At 71.6% G+C, this 13,470-nt stretch carries 12 protein-coding genes; 3 read left to right on the top strand and 9 right to left on the bottom strand.

Features of this window, described 5'->3' with window-relative positions; translation table 11 throughout:
- Nucleotides 1–76 precede the first annotated feature (76 nt).
- Nucleotides 77–994 (top strand): LysR substrate-binding domain-containing protein, encoded by a 918-nt coding sequence (locus tag GON04_RS24115; protein WP_157400493.1) that lies wholly within the window; start codon nt 77–79, stop codon nt 992–994.
- A gap of 22 nt (nt 995–1,016) precedes the next feature.
- Here GON04_RS24115 and GON04_RS24110 read toward each other — a convergent pair whose 3' ends face one another.
- The 9 genes from GON04_RS24110 to GON04_RS27230 form a co-directional block, all read right to left on the bottom strand.
- A complete protein-coding gene (locus GON04_RS24110; protein WP_157400492.1) occupies nt 1,017–2,201 on the bottom strand; it encodes an iron-containing alcohol dehydrogenase in 1,185 nt (394 codons plus the stop codon).
- A gap of 7 nt (nt 2,202–2,208) precedes the next feature.
- A complete protein-coding gene (locus tag GON04_RS24105; RefSeq protein ID WP_157400491.1) occupies nt 2,209–3,192 on the bottom strand; it encodes a Bug family tripartite tricarboxylate transporter substrate binding protein in 984 nt (327 codons plus the stop codon).
- A gap of 34 nt (nt 3,193–3,226) precedes the next feature.
- Nucleotides 3,227–4,096 (bottom strand): TauD/TfdA dioxygenase family protein, encoded by an 870-nt coding sequence (locus GON04_RS24100; RefSeq protein ID WP_157400490.1) that lies wholly within the window; start codon nt 4,094–4,096, stop codon nt 3,227–3,229.
- A gap of 98 nt (nt 4,097–4,194) precedes the next feature.
- On the bottom strand, nt 4,195–5,130 hold the full coding sequence (locus tag GON04_RS24095) for a glutathione S-transferase family protein (RefSeq protein WP_157400489.1): 936 nt from the start codon (nt 5,128–5,130) through the stop codon (nt 4,195–4,197).
- A gap of 36 nt (nt 5,131–5,166) precedes the next feature.
- Entirely contained in the window at nt 5,167–5,487 is a 321-nt protein-coding gene (locus GON04_RS24090; protein WP_157400488.1) for a hypothetical protein, read from the bottom strand.
- A gap of 270 nt (nt 5,488–5,757) precedes the next feature.
- Nucleotides 5,758–6,636, bottom strand: coding sequence for an NAD(P)H-hydrate dehydratase (locus tag GON04_RS24085; protein ID WP_157400487.1), 879 nt, complete (start codon nt 6,634–6,636; stop codon nt 5,758–5,760).
- Nucleotides 6,633–7,391 (bottom strand): histidine phosphatase family protein, encoded by a 759-nt coding sequence (locus GON04_RS24080; protein WP_157400486.1) that lies wholly within the window; start codon nt 7,389–7,391, stop codon nt 6,633–6,635. Before GON04_RS24080 ends, GON04_RS24085 begins: the two co-directional genes overlap by 4 nt.
- Before the next feature lie 13 nt (nt 7,392–7,404).
- Nucleotides 7,405–9,978: a DNA ligase D gene (gene ligD, locus GON04_RS24075; protein WP_157400485.1), complete on the bottom strand. Its 2,574-nt coding sequence runs from the start codon at nt 9,976–9,978 to the stop codon at nt 7,405–7,407.
- A 37-nt stretch (nt 9,979–10,015) separates the two neighbouring features.
- Nucleotides 10,016–11,746, bottom strand: a complete 1,731-nt coding sequence (locus GON04_RS27230; protein ID WP_338051043.1) for a ferritin-like domain-containing protein — start codon at nt 11,744–11,746, stop codon at nt 10,016–10,018.
- A 218-nt stretch (nt 11,747–11,964) separates the two neighbouring features.
- Here GON04_RS27230 and GON04_RS24060 point away from each other — a divergent pair, with 218 nt between their 5' ends.
- Both GON04_RS24060 and GON04_RS24055 read left to right on the top strand, forming a co-directional pair.
- The gene (locus GON04_RS24060) at nt 11,965–12,843 is read left to right on the top strand and encodes a hypothetical protein (RefSeq protein ID WP_157400484.1); all 879 of its coding nucleotides are present in this window, start codon (nt 11,965–11,967) and stop codon (nt 12,841–12,843) included.
- Nucleotides 12,844–12,883: 40 nt separating this feature from the next.
- Nucleotides 12,884–13,465, top strand: a complete 582-nt coding sequence (locus GON04_RS24055; protein ID WP_338051042.1) for an SAM-dependent methyltransferase — start codon at nt 12,884–12,886, stop codon at nt 13,463–13,465.
- The last annotated feature ends 5 nt before the right edge of the window (nt 13,466–13,470 follow it).

Below are 13,470 nucleotides of genomic sequence, written 5' to 3'. Positions count from 1 at the left end.
GCTGGATAATTTGCGGCGCGTCCGCGTTGCACAAGGACACCAGCATGTCCCACCCATTCACTTCCGGGCTCGCCAGGTGAAGATCACCTTCCGCCAGGTCGAAGTCTTCCTCGCCCTGTCCAGCACCCTCAGCTTCAGCGAGGCCGCAAGGATCAGCCATCTGTCGCAGCCGGCATTGAGCGTGGCGATCAAGCGGCTGGAGGAGGTCCTGGGGGCCCGGTTGTTCGAGCGCACGACGAGGCACGTGGCCCTCACGGCCGTCGGGATGGAATTCCAGCGCCTCGCGCAGCAGCTCGCAGGCAACGTCGAGCAGGCCCAGATCCGCATCCGCGAGTTCGCCGCCGGCAAGCGGGGACGGCTGACCATCGCCGCCGGCCCATCGGTGGCGGCCGGTTTCCTGCCGGCCGTCATGGGTGAGTTCTCCAGGCGCCTGCCCGAAGTGGAGCTGAGGCTGCACGACGAGTTGTCCGGCATCTGCCTGGAGATGGTGCGCACCGGCAAGGCCGACATCGCCGTCACGCCCGCAATGGCCGCGGGCAACGGGCTCGCAGCGGAAGACCTGTTCCGCGATTACCTGGTCGCCATCTTTCCCGCCGGGCACCCCCTGTGCGCGAAGAGGACCCTGAAGTGGGCGGACCTCCAGGCCTATCCCCAGGTCGCCGTCAACAACACCAGCCATCTGCGGCAGACCCTGAACGAGCAGTACCAGCAGCTGGGGCACGTGTTCGTCCCCGCCTACGAGGTGGCGCAGGTCCCCACCATGCTGGGGCTGATCTCGGAAGGCCTGGGCATCGGGGTGCTGTCCGAAGCCCTGCTGGTGCGCAGCAACCTGGAGGGCCTGGCCCATCGCCGGATCAGCACGGCCTCGGCCTATCGCCGCATCTGCGCATCCATTCCGGCCGGATCGCCGCCGACCCCGATCGTGGCCAGCTTCCTGGAGACCTGCCGGGAATTCGCCCGAAAGCGGCCGGTCCGCAAGGGACGCGCGGCGTAGTCCAGTCGCGTTGGCCTTGCTGTCAGGCCACGGCCTGGAGGATCTCCAGGACGTCTTCCCGCCTGGCCAGCGGCCGCGGGTTGGTGGCGGCCCACATGTCGTTCAGGGTCGCCTCCGCGATCGCCTCCAGGTCCGAGGCGCCGACACCCACGTCCGCCAGCGTGCGCGGCAAGCCGAGCTCGCGGATCAGGTCGTCCAGCAGCTCGGCAGCCGGGCGTTCGACGGATCCCAGGGCGGCGCTGATCCGGCGCTGCCGGTCGCCGACATGGGTGGCGTTCCAGGCCTGCACGCCGGGCGCCGTGACGCACGAGGTGTAGCCGTGCGGCACCGCATGCCTTGCGCCGAGGACGTGGCCGATCGCATGGCTGGCGCCCATCGGCACGCCCGAGGCGCTCGGGATCTTGCTCTGCCAGGTTCCGACCTGGCAGAGCAGGCGCGCCTGCAGGTCGCCGGGATCGCGGCGCACGCGGCGCAATCCTTCGCCGAGCAGGCGCAACGCGCTCTCGGCCATGCCGTCGCTGTACGGGTCGGAGAGCGTCGAGGCCAGCGTCTCGGTCGCGTGATCGACGGACCGGATGCCCGTGGACAGCCACAACCACTCGGGGGTGTGGATGGTCAGGCGCGGATCGAGCACGATCGCGGCCGGGGCCATGCCGGGATGCGTGATGCCCTCCTTCTTCTTCCTGCGCTCGTCCGTCACGCCGGCGAGCGCGCTGAATTCACCACCCGAGAGCGTGGTCGGCACCGCAATCAGCGTCCGTGTCGGGCCCTCGAAGGCCGGCCGCGACCAGCCGGCCTTGCCGCGGACGGCAAAGGTGAAGCGATCGAGGTCCGACACCTCGGTGATGCCGTGGTGCAGGCCGAGGTTGACGACCTTCGCCGCATCCACCACGGACCCTCCGCCCACGGCCACGATCATGTCGGCGTCGCAGGCCCGCGCCGCGGCGATGCCGGCGAGCACGTCGGCGCGGGGCACGTGCGGGGAGATGCCCGACCAGGTCCCCGCGTGGGCGGCGCCCAGCGCGGCCTCGATGTCCCGCACCACCGCCGTGTCCTCGCGCAGGGTGCGGCCGGCGATCACGAAGACCCGCCGGGCGTTGGCGAACCCGGCCTCCTCGGCGATGACGCAGGCCGCTTCGAGGCCCAGGTGGACCCGCTGCGTGCGACTGAGGGTGACCGTCTTGGCGGTCAGCGCGTCCGGCTTCATGCCCCGTTCACTCCGGCGTGATGCCCGACTTCTTCACGATGTCGGCCCACTTGCCGGCCTCCGCCTGCACATAGGCGCGGTAGGCCTCGCGTGACTGCGGCGCATCGGGCTCGATGTAGATGCCTTCGAACTTCGCCCGGACATCGGGTCGGGCAATGATGGTTCCGATGGCGGCGTTGAGTTCGTCGGCGATGGTCCGGGGCGTGCGCGCCGGCGCGAAGATGCCGAACCAGGTGCGCTGCGCGGCGGACGGGAATCCGAGTTCGCGCATCGACGGCACCTGCGGGAAGAACGGGCTGCGCGCATCGGTCGCAGCGGCCAGCGGCCGCACCTGGCCGCTGCGAACGTACGGTGCCGCGGCACCGGAGGTCACGAACATCATCGAGATCTGCCCGCCCAGCACGTCCATGAGCGCGGGGGCGCTGCCGCGATAGGGAACGTGCCGCATGCGGACGCCCGACTCCTTCGCCAGCATGAAGCCGAAGAAGTGCTGCGGCAGGCCGATGCCGGGTGAGCCGTAGGTCAGCTCCTCGCCCTTGCGGCCGAGCTCGAGCAGCTCCTGCAGGGACCGCGCCGGGCTGCGGGCCGACACGACGAGCAGGTCCGGCGCGCTGCCGACCGGGCTGATCGGCTCGAAGTCGGCCACCGCGTCGAACGGCTTCGGGCTGTACAGCGCGGGCACGATCGCATTGGTGGCCACATGCCCGAGCAGCAGCGTGTGGCCGTCCGGGGCGGCGTCGACGACCGCCCGCGTGCCGATCACGCCGCCCGCGCCGGGCCGGTTGTCGACGATGACGGACTGTCCCAGCAAGGGCCCCAGCTCGGCGGCGATCAGGCGCGCCATCAGGTCGGAACTGCCGCCGGGCGGCCCGGCGACGATGATCTTCGCGGTCCGGGTCGCGTAGCTCTTCGCCACCGCGATGCCCGGAAAGCCCAGTGCGCCTGCTGCCGAAAGGCAGGCGGCGGCCTGCAGGATGGAACGACGGTTCATGGCGACTTCCTCTCGTGCTGCGTCGGGCCGGGGGTCAGGCGGACGCGATCTGCGTGCGATACATCAGCCGGCGCGACGTCGGGTCGAAGGCGTCACGGCGATGGAGCGTCGCGGCGTTGTCCCACATCACCAGGTCGCCGCGCCGCCATACCTGCGTCCAGGTGAAGCGCGGGCGGGTGGCGTGCTGCCAGAGCTGGTCGAGCAGCATTTCGCTCTCGTCGAGGGGCAGGCCGACGATGTACGCGTTGCGGCGCCGGCCCAGCATGAGGTGGCGCTTGCCGCTGACCGCATGCGTCATGACGAGCGGATGCACGGCGCCCACGGTCTGCCGGGGGTCGGTGACTTCCCGGGCGCCCAGGCGCAGCTCCCCGGCGCTGTTGCGGCTCGCGTCGTGCACGCAGCGCAGCGTGGCGATGCGCTCCTTCACCTTCGCATCCAGCTCCTCGTAGGCGGCATGCAGGTTCGCGAAGTGGGTATCGCCACCCTGCGGCGGAACTTCCCGGGCATGCAGGCAGGCGGCCTTGGGCGGAAACTCGTTGTAGGTCATGTCCGAGTGCCAGACCGCTTCGGCATCGCCCAGGGCGCCCAGCGGCTTGCCTTCGACCTTGATGTTGGAGATCACCGTGATCTCCGGCGGCAGCGCGTCGTGCTGGGCGCTCATCTCGGCGCTCACCGTGGGCCGCTTGTCCAGCTTGCCGAAATGGCGGGAGAACGCGATCTGCGCTGCGAGGCTGAGGTTGTCCTGGTCGCGAAACCGCAGGACCAGGTGCTCCGACCAGGCGGCCTGCAGGGCCCGCGCATCCGCGTCGGTGAGCGGCTCGTTCAGGTCGAGGCCGCGGATCTCGGCGCCGAGAGTGTCGCCCAGGGGGTGGACGGTCAAGCTGAGGGTGTCTGCGTGCGCCATGGCGAGGTCTCCTGTGTGGGTCGCCAGGGCATGATTGCGCGCCCGCACCTATCAGTCCAATGTATTTTGCGGAGCGATTGATCAATCCAGCAAAAGAATCAGCTCCCTTCGTCCCAGCGCAGCCGCGGCCCGACGGGAACGATGCGCGTCGGGTTGATGTGCGGGTGGCTCATGTAGTAGTGCCGCTTGATGTGGTCGAAGTCGACCGTGGCGGCGATGCCCGGCACCCGGTACAGGGTGCGCAGGTACCGCGACAGGTGCGGGAAGTCCTCGATCCGGTTGCGGTTGCACTTGAAGTGGCTGAAATAGACGGCGTCGAAGCGCACCAGCGTCGTGAACAGCCGCCAGTCCGCCTCGGTGGGCCGGTCACCGACCAGGAACGGCCCCTCGCCCAGTTCACCCTCCACCCAGTCCAGCGCCGAGAACAGCCGCTCGAAGGCGCGTTCGTAGGCGCCCTGCTCGGTGGCGAAGCCGCACCGGTAGACGCCGTTGTTGATGTTGTCGTAGACGAAGGCATTGACGCGGTCGATGGCGTCGCGCAGCGCTGCCGGATAGAGGTCGACATCACCCTGGGCCAGGCCGGCGAAGGCGCTGTTGAACATGCGCAGGATCTCGCTCGACTCGTTGCTCACGATGGTGCCGGTCTTCCGGTCCCACAGCGCAGGCACCAGCACGCGTCCGGTGTACCCGGGGTCGGCGGCGGCATACAGCTGGTGCAGGTAGCGCGAGCCGTGCAGGTGGTCCGGCAGGGCATCGCTGAAGCACCAGCCCTGCGTCATCACCGGCTCCACCACGGACACCGTGATGACGTCCTGCAGGCCCTTGAGCATGCGCGCGATGAGCGTGCGATGGGCCCAGGGGCAGGCCAGCGAGACATAGAGGTGGTAGCGGCCGGCTTCGGCATGGAAGACAGCCGAGGGGTCCGAGGTGATCCAGTGGCGGAACGCCGAGGTCGTCCGCACGAACTCGCCCTGGGTGGGGCGCGTGTCGTACCAGCCGTCACGCCACTGGCCGTGGTCGAGGTAGCCGCTCATGCGAACTCCCCGAACGCAGGGACGGTGGTGGCTGCGTCAGCCCGGACCTGGCACCGGCAGCTGCACGGGCGCCGGGGCCATGCGGGACGGCGAGCTGCCCATGGTGGATGACGGCGGTGGCATGGATCGGGTCTGCGCCGGCGGTGCGCCCATCTCGGTGCGTCCGCCCGAGGGGCTGGCCGTGCCGGACTTGTACGGGTCCGCGGTGGTGCCGGACATCGGGGGCGCATCGCGCGGTGCGGGTTGCATGGGCGCCGCCGCCGGATCGGCCGGGCGTTGATCCGGGGGCGACGTTGTGTACTGCGCCAGCGCTGCGCCGCAGGCCAGCGAGGCTGCCAGTAGGACGGAGGTTTTCATGTTGATACTTCCAGCGTTCGGACCTTGCCGGGCCCGGTGGCCGAGGCGCCGGGAGTGGCGCTTGTCGGGGTCGCGGAGTCTAGGCAGCGTGCCCTCGAAAGCGAGCACCGTTGCCCGCGGTTACGGGATGCCGCGTCACGACGGGGGTGGGTAGCAGCTCGTTGCAAAGGATCGCGGGCCCGCGGGTCCGAACCCCCGGTCCGCGATTGACACGCTCCCCGGTGGCGCGAATAGTGGGAAGGACCTTGCTGCCCGCGGGCGCGTCGCGCCTCAGCCCGCGATGGCGTTCAGCGCCTCGAGCATCGCGTCGGGAATCTCGCGCGCCAGGTAGCCGACGGCACCCCGCCGGGCCGCCAGCCGGTCGCCGGCCTGGGCGTGCAGCACCACGCCCCAGGCGCAGGCCTGCTCGAGCGTCGCCCCGCGTGCGCACAGCCCTGCGATGGCGCCGGCCAGGGTGTCGCCCGATCCCGAGGTCGCCAGCCCGCAGTTGCCCCCCTCGTGGCGCCAGCAGCGGCCGTCCGGCGTGGCCAGGACCGTGGCCGCCCCCTTCACGGCGACGACGGCGTTCCAGCGGCGCGCGGCCTCCCACGCGGCGGTCGCGGGATCGGCCAGGACCGCCTGCTTGCCGGCGCCGGTCAGGTGGGCCATCTCGCCGGCATGCGGCGTGAGCAGCACCGGCTCGGGAAAGGGGCCCGCCATCGCCGCATCCATGGCGGCGGCATCCAGCACCAGGCGCCGGCCCGCCAGCAGGGGCAGCAGGCCGCGCGCGAAGGCGGCGGTGGCGGCGGTCTCCATCATCCCCGGCCCCACGAGGATGGCGTTCGCGCCTTCCAGGCTGGCCTCCAGGCGTTCGATGCCGTCCAGGCGGAAGCCGCCGGCGGGCGTCTCCGGCAGGCCGATCACGCGCGCCTCGGGCATCGCGAGCGCCAGGCCGGTGGCCACCGATTCGCCGGTCGCGATCACGAGCTTGCCGGCGCCCATGCGCAGGGCAGCCGTGGCCGCCAGCAAGGCCGCGCCCGGGATCTCGCGGCTGCCGGCGACCACCAGCAGCTGGCCGCGCGCCTCCTTGTCGGCGTCGTCGGACAGCGCGGGCAGCGGCCAGTCGCGCAGCGCGCCGGCGTCCAGCGGCAGGGGCGGGGTGGACGTCATGGCTTGGGCGCGGCCATCGCGTCCGGTTCGCGCGTGATGGGGGTCCCGGCCTGACGCAGCGGCGCGACGAAGTTGACCAGGTCGACGGCCATCGCGCGCGCCTGCGGGTCGAGCCGGTAGGAGGTGACGCCGCAGTTGGGCACGTCGCCCTGGCGGTCGAGCGCCAGCACCTCGTGCTCCTCCAGGCATTCCAGCAGGTAGCGCATGCAGTGCACGATGACCTGGTGGGCGACCACCAGCACGCGCTGGCCATCGTGCTCGCGCGAGACCATCTCGACGACGCTGCGCAGGCGCAGCACCACGTCGCACCAGCTCTCGCCGCCGGGCGGACGGAAGTAGAACTTGCCCACGTGCGAGCGCTGTGCGGCCAGCTCCGGGTGGCGCTCGCGGATGCCGCGCACCGTCAGCCGGTCGAGGATGCCGAATTCCTTCTCGCGCAGGCGCTCGTCGATGCGCAGCCGCACCCGGCGGGGATCGAGGCCGGCGGCCTCCATCAGCAGGCGGGTGGTCTGGCGCGCGCGCACGTAGGGCGAGGTGATCACGACCTCGGGCTGGTCGCCTGGCGCCAGGCTGCCGAACCAGTGGCCCAGCGCCACCGCCTGCTCGCGCCCGAGGTCCGACAGCGGCACGTCGATGTCGCGGTCGGCGATGTCGATCACCACCAGGCCGGCAGCCTCGGCCGCGTCGCGCGCGACGTTGCCGGCACTCTGCCCGTGGCGGACGATCCAGATCTTGCTCGGCCAGTTGGGCGTCATCGTGAGCGCGGTGTCAGGCGGGCCGGAAGCCCAGCTTCTTCATGGCCGCGTTGATGGACAGCGCGCTCCTGGCATAGCCGTCCCACGGGCTGTTGCCGGCGTCCAGCCGCTGGTGCACGGTGGCCACGGTCCAGTGGTCGCCGCCCTTCAGGTGCGCCAGCTCGTCCCAGTGCACCGGCACCGAGATGCCCAGCCCCGGGCGCGCGCGCGCCGACCAGGCGCACACGGTGGTGGCGCCGAAGCCGTTGCGCAGGTAGTCGATGAAGATGCGCCCGACCCGGTTCTTCGGCCCCGACTTGGCGACGAAGCGCTGCGGGATGGTCCGGGCCAGGTGCTGCACCACGGCCTGCGAGAAATCCTTCACCGGGTCCCAGCCGTGCTGCGGCTTGATGGGAACCACCACGTGCAGGCCCTTGCCGCCGCTGGTCTTGAGCCAGCCGGGCAGGCCGAGCTCGTGCAGGAAGGCGTGCACCAGCTGGGCCGCTTCCTGCATCTGGGGCCAGTCGACGCCCTCGCCCGGGTCGAGGTCGAACGTCATGCGGTCGGGCTTGTCGGCGGCGGTGGCGACGGCATTCCAGGTGTGGAACTCGATCACGTTCATCTGCGCGGCCGACAGCAGGCCGGCAGGCGCGACGATCTCCAGCATCGCCGGATGGCCGGGGACCATCTTCGGGTCGAGCGCCGCCACGCCTTCCATCCGGTAGCGGTCCAGGTGCTTCTGGAAGAACTGCTGGCCGTCCACGCCGTCGGGCGCCCGCACCATGGCGATCGGCCGTCGCCACAGGTGCTCCAGCATCAGCGGAGCGACCAGCGCGTAGTAGCGCACCAGCTCGATCTTGGTGATGCCGCTGCGGGCGTCGACCACGCGCTCCGGGTGGCTCACCCGCAGGCCGGCCGGGAGGGCCGCCGCCGTTGCGGCCGGCGCGGGCGCAGGTGCAGCGGCCTTGCGTCGCGCCACCGGCAGGTGCAGCGCCTGCTCGCGCGACACCGCCGCCGCCGGCTTGTCGTCGCGCAGGCCATGGAAGACGGAGTGGCGCACCTTGCCCTCGCGCGTCATCTCGCCGAACGCCACCTCGCACACCAGCTCCGGCCGCACCCAGTGCGACCCGCGCGGCAGCCCGCTGCCGCCACCATCGAACGGGCTGCGCGGCGCTTCCAGGCCGTCCAGGCGCTGGCGCAGCGCGCGCAGCGTGCGGTCGTCGAAGCCGGTGCCGACGTTGCCGGCGTAGCGCAGCTTGCCGTCGTCCCCGTGCATGCCCAGCAGCAGCGAGCCGATGCCGGCGCGCGAACCCTTGGGGTCGGTCCAGCCGCCGATCACGAACTCCTGCCGGCGCCCGCATTTGAGCTTGATCCAGTCGCTCGAGCGCCGGCCGGCATAGGACGACTCGCGCCGCTTGGCGATCAGGCCTTCCAGGCCGAGCTGGCAGGCCGAGGCCAGGATGTCCTTCGGCGGCGCCTCGAACACGGCGCTGAAGCGCACGTTCGGGTGCGGCTTGCGCTCGACGATGCGCTGCAGCACTGCGCGCCGCTCCACCAGCGGCACCTGGCGCAGGTCCTGGCCGGCGCAGAACGGCAGGTCGAACAGGTAGTAGACGATGTGTTCGGTGTGCGCGCTGTCGAACGCGCCCTGCAGCGCCTGGAAGTCGGCCGGCGTCTCCTGGCCCGGCATGATGATCTCGCCGTCGTACCAGCCGTCCGGCAGATCCATCGCCTGCAGGGCCTGCTGCAGGGCGGGCAGGCGCGCCGTCCAGTCGTGGCCGTTGCGGGTGACCAGGCGCACCGTGCCGCCCTCGGCGCGGGCCAGCATCCGGTAGCCGTCGAACTTGATCTCGAACACCCAGGCCTGCGGGTCGGCCGGCGGCCCGTCCACCAGCACGGCCAGCTGCGGCTGCAGGGTGGCCGGCAGGGCGGCCGGTCGGGCCCCCGCGGGCGGGCCGGAGCGCGCGGGGGGCGCCGGCGCAGGAGCCGTTACAGCGCCGCCGGACGGCGTGACGGCGGCCGGGCGGTCGTCCAGGTCTTGCACGCTGTCGGGCAATTCGTCGACCACGCTGAACTCGGTGGCCGGGCGCACGAAGCCGTCGCGCTCCTTGATCAGCAGCCACGGATCCTGCCGGCCGCCCTGGGCGCGGCCCTTCATGCGCACCAGGGCCCAGTGGCCATGCATCTTGTGGCCGCGCAGCTCGAACTTGAGCTTGCCGTCACGGAATCCCTGGTGCGGATCTTCCAGTGGGACCCAGGTGCCCTTGTCCCAGATGACGACCTTGCCGGCGCCGTAGTTGCCGGCCGGGATCGTGCCCTCGAAACGGTTGTAGGCGATCGGGTGGTCCTCGGTGGGCATCGCCATCCGCTTGTCGTGCGGGTCGTAGCTCGGGCCCTTGGGCACGGCCCAGCTCTTCATCGTGCCGTCCAGTTCGAGCCGGAAGTCGTAGTGCAGCCGCGTCGCCCAATGCTTCTGGATCACGAACGCCCGCGCGCTCTCGTCGGCGACCCCGCCCTCGGCCGGCTCCGGCGTGGCATCGAACCGGCGCTTGGCCTTGTAGGTCTTGAGCGCCTCGGCAGGGGAGGGGGGACGGTCGTCGGCGGCCATGCGGGGCGGCGCGGGTTGGCGCCCGCGCCGTCGGCGGTCAGCTGCGTTGGGTGGAATCGCGCAGCATCCGGATCTGATCGTGGTTGCGCTGGACCGCCTGGAACTGGCTCTCCACCACCGCCCTCACACCCGCCGGCAGCGGCTTCTGCAGGGCCTTGCGGTAGCGGGCCATCGCGTTGTCCTCGCCGCGCTCGCACTCTTCCAGCACGGCCTTGTCGTCGTAGGTGCTCAGCTTGGTCTTGACCGACACCCAGCCGCGGTGCAGGGCGCCGAGCGCGCTGCCGCTGTCCTGCACCGACCCGCCGAGCTGGCGAATCTGCTGGTTCAGCTGCTCGGCGCCGCGCCGGCAATCGTCCGCGCGCTGCAGCAGCAGGGACTTGAGGTCCTGCCGCCTGGCCTGCTCGGCGCATTCGCGGAAGCCGTACTCGCCGTCCTTGCAGCACTCCGCCAGGTCCTGCAGCGCATCGACGATGTCGCCACGGTCGCCACTGGTGTTGCCGGCGCTCTGGGCCGCCCCCACCATGCCGGCGGCGCCGGTGCCGCGCTCCATGCCTTGCGACTGCGACTGCGACTGTGACTGCGACTGCGCGTGAGGCATCGACGGTGCCGCGCTCGCCACCGCACCGCCCAGGGCCGAGCTGCCCATCGCACCGCGCGCCGCGCTGTCCTGGCTGGCTTCGGCCCGCAGCTGGTTGCGCAGCTCGCGCACCTGCTCGTGGTTGCGCTGCACGCCCCGGAACTGCCGCTCGACGATGGCCTGGATGTCCGTGGGCAGCGGCTGCTGCAGCGCCTTGCGGTAGCGCGCCACGGCGTTGTCCTCGCCGCGCTCGCACTCCTCGAGCACTGCCTTGTCGTCATGGGTGCTGAGCTTGGCCTTGACCGACACCCAGCCGCGGTGCACCGCGCCCAGGGCGCTGCCGCTGTCCTCGGCCGAGCCGCCCAGGCGGACGATGTGCTGGTTCAGTTCGTCGGCGGCGCGCCGGCAGTCCAGCGCCCGCTGCTGCAGCAGCGACCGGATGTCGGCCCGCTGGGCCTGCTGCGCGCTTTCGCCGAAGCCGTACTCGCCGTCTCGGCAGCACTCCACCAGGTCCTCCAGCACATCGACGAAGTCGCTGCGGTTGCCGCCGGTGGTGCCGGCGCTGCGCACCGTGCCCGCGAAGCCCGGGACGCTGGTGTCGCGCACGGTGGCCGTGGGGCTGCCGGCCATGCTGTCGCCCGCCAGATCGGTGCCGGCGGTCCGCGGCGCCGGCGCCAGGTCGCTCGCGCGCACCATGGCCGTGTCGCTCGCCACCGCGCCGCTGCCGGCGCGGCCGCCGATGCGCTCCCAGGCAGCGCGGCTGGCCGGCCGGGCCTGTTCCCAGGTCAGCCCGGAACCGGCACGCTGGTTCTCCCACTCGGAGGCCAGGCGCGGCTCGGCGGCTTCCCAGTCGGTGTCCTCGCGCAGGCGGGCCGTCACGCCGTGCCGGTAGGCCGGGCCGTAGTCGTCGAAGCTGCGCCCCGGCTCGTAGTACGGCTCGCGGGTGTAGGTCTCGCGCCAGTGCGCCTCCTCGGCAGTGGGGTTGATGGCCTCGGCGGCGGCCTTGCCGGCCAGTCCGCCGACCACGGCGCCGATCACGCCGCCGACCATGGTGCCCACCGGGCCCGCAAAGGTGCCAGCCGCCGCGCCCGCGAGCGCGCCTCCGGTCGCACCCACGCCCGTGCCCACCGGATGTGCACCCGGTTCGTCGGTGATGGGGTCGCGGTTCATGTCCCTGTCGTCTGCAGCCATGTGATGCTCCTTGGATGCGTGAATGATGGCGGCGTCGAGGTCCGCGCCGCGTCTCCAGCCATCTTGTGGCGGCCGTTGGGCTGGACCGTCAGCGAACCCGGGGAGCGGGTGTAGGAAAAAACGGCGTCACGCCCGACGCCCGCGCGCCGAAGCGCACCGCACAGCCGATGCCTGCGGCGTCCTACAGCCAATCGGGCAGCGCCGACGCACGCTGCAGCATGTTTCGCAAAGCCGTTTTCCTGCTGTGCCTGGCCATCGGTTGCTGCGGCCTCGCGCCCGCCGCGCTGGCCGACGCCGGCGAGCTGCGGGCCCGCCACGAGCAGTTGCAGGAGCAACTGCGCAACAACCCCTACGGACGCACGCTGCACATCGTGTCGACCGAGGAGCCGGAGCGCCTGACCGGCGACGTGTTCGCGGTGCTCGACCATCCGTTTGCGCGGGTGAGCACGGCCCTGCAGGATCCGGCGCACTGGTGCGACATCCTGCTGCTGCCCTTCAACACCAAGTACTGCCATGCCGTCGAGGGCACGAACGGTCCGGGGCTGCGGGTGCGCATCGGCCGCAAGTTCGACCAGCCGCTGGAGCAGGCATACCGGATCGATTTCGGCTGGAACAAGGTGGCCGCCCAGCCCGACTATTTCGAGAGCCGGCTGGTGGCCCCGCAGGGGCCCGTGGGCACGCGTGACTACCGGATCAGCGTGGCGGCGGTGCCGCTGGAGCGTGGCAAGACCTTCCTGCGGCTGACCTACTCGTACGGCTACGGCCTGACCGGCCGCCTGGCCATGCAGGCCTACCTGGGCACGGTCGGTGCCGACAAGGTCGGCTTCAGCGTCGTCGGCAAGGAGAGCGACGGCCAGCCGCAGTACATCGGCGGCGTGCGCGGCGCGATCGAGCGCAACGCCATGCGTTACTACCTGGCGATCGACTCCTACCTGGACTCGCTGACAGTGCCGCCCGCCCAGCAGCTGGAGCGGCGCATCCAGGGCTGGTTCGACGCCACCGAACGGTACCCGCGCCAGCTGCGCGAGATGGACCGGGCGACCTACGTGGCCATGAAGCGCCTGGAGCACGAGCGCCAGCAGACGGTGATCGACTGAGCCCGGCGGCAAGGCGGGGCCCGTCCTGGAGGAGTACGCCGTGACCGTCCGCCCGCCCATCGCTGCGCCGGGTGCCGACCGCCGGATCCTCCTCGCCCTGCTGGCCGGCACGCCCCTGCTGGGCTACACCCAGTCCGGGCCCGACGACACGCAGCGCCTGGACGTCCCCTACCTGCCGACGCCGCAGCCGGTGGTGGACCGGATGCTGGCGCTGGCGGGGGTGGACCGGTCCGACACCGTCTACGACCTGGGCTGCGGCGACGGGCGCATCGTGATCACGGCGGCGCGCAGGCACGGCGCGCGCGGGGTGGGCATCGACCTGAACCCGCAGCGCATCGACGACGCGCGGACCAACGCGCGACAGGCGGGCGTCGGCGACCGGGTGCAGTTCCAGGTGGCCGACCTGTTCGAGGCCGACCTAGCGCCGGCCAGCGTGGTGACGCTCTACCTGCTGCCCGACCTCAACCGCCGGCTGCGCCCGCGGCTATGGCAGCAGCTGCGCGTGGGCACGCGGGTCATCTCGCACGACTTTGACATGGGCGACGAGTGGCCGCCCGAGCGGATGGAGCGGGTGGCCGGCAAGACCCTGTACTTCTGGACGATCCGGCCGGAACACAAATAGCCAGG

This window comes from Ramlibacter pinisoli (genome assembly GCF_009758015.1).
GTDB lineage: Bacteria > Pseudomonadota > Gammaproteobacteria > Burkholderiales > Burkholderiaceae_C > Ramlibacter > Ramlibacter pinisoli.
Note: the sequence above shows the minus strand (reverse complement) of the source record. Positions and strands in the feature narration are given on the sequence as shown.

Excerpts from the sequence above, each read along its gene's own strand:
- GON04_RS24110 (WP_157400492.1), bottom strand. The coding sequence starts at position 2,201 with ATGAAGCCGGACGCGCTGACCGCCAAGACGGTCACCCTCAGTCGCACG.
- GON04_RS24105 (WP_157400491.1), bottom strand. The coding sequence starts at position 3,192 with ATGAACCGTCGTTCCATCCTGCAGGCCGCCGCCTGCCTTTCGGCAGCA.
- GON04_RS24100 (WP_157400490.1), bottom strand. The coding sequence starts at position 4,096 with ATGGCGCACGCAGACACCCTCAGCTTGACCGTCCACCCCCTGGGCGAC.
- GON04_RS24095 (WP_157400489.1), bottom strand. The coding sequence starts at position 5,130 with ATGAGCGGCTACCTCGACCACGGCCAGTGGCGTGACGGCTGGTACGAC.
- GON04_RS24090 (WP_157400488.1), bottom strand. The coding sequence starts at position 5,487 with ATGAAAACCTCCGTCCTACTGGCAGCCTCGCTGGCCTGCGGCGCAGCG.
- GON04_RS24085 (WP_157400487.1), bottom strand. The coding sequence starts at position 6,636 with ATGACGTCCACCCCGCCCCTGCCGCTGGACGCCGGCGCGCTGCGCGAC.
- GON04_RS24080 (WP_157400486.1), bottom strand. The coding sequence starts at position 7,391 with ATGACGCCCAACTGGCCGAGCAAGATCTGGATCGTCCGCCACGGGCAG.
- ligD (WP_157400485.1), bottom strand. The coding sequence starts at position 9,978 with ATGGCCGCCGACGACCGTCCCCCCTCCCCTGCCGAGGCGCTCAAGACC.
- GON04_RS27230 (WP_338051043.1), bottom strand. The coding sequence starts at position 11,746 with ATGGCTGCAGACGACAGGGACATGAACCGCGACCCCATCACCGACGAA.
- GON04_RS24060 (WP_157400484.1), top strand. The coding sequence starts at position 11,965 with ATGTTTCGCAAAGCCGTTTTCCTGCTGTGCCTGGCCATCGGTTGCTGC.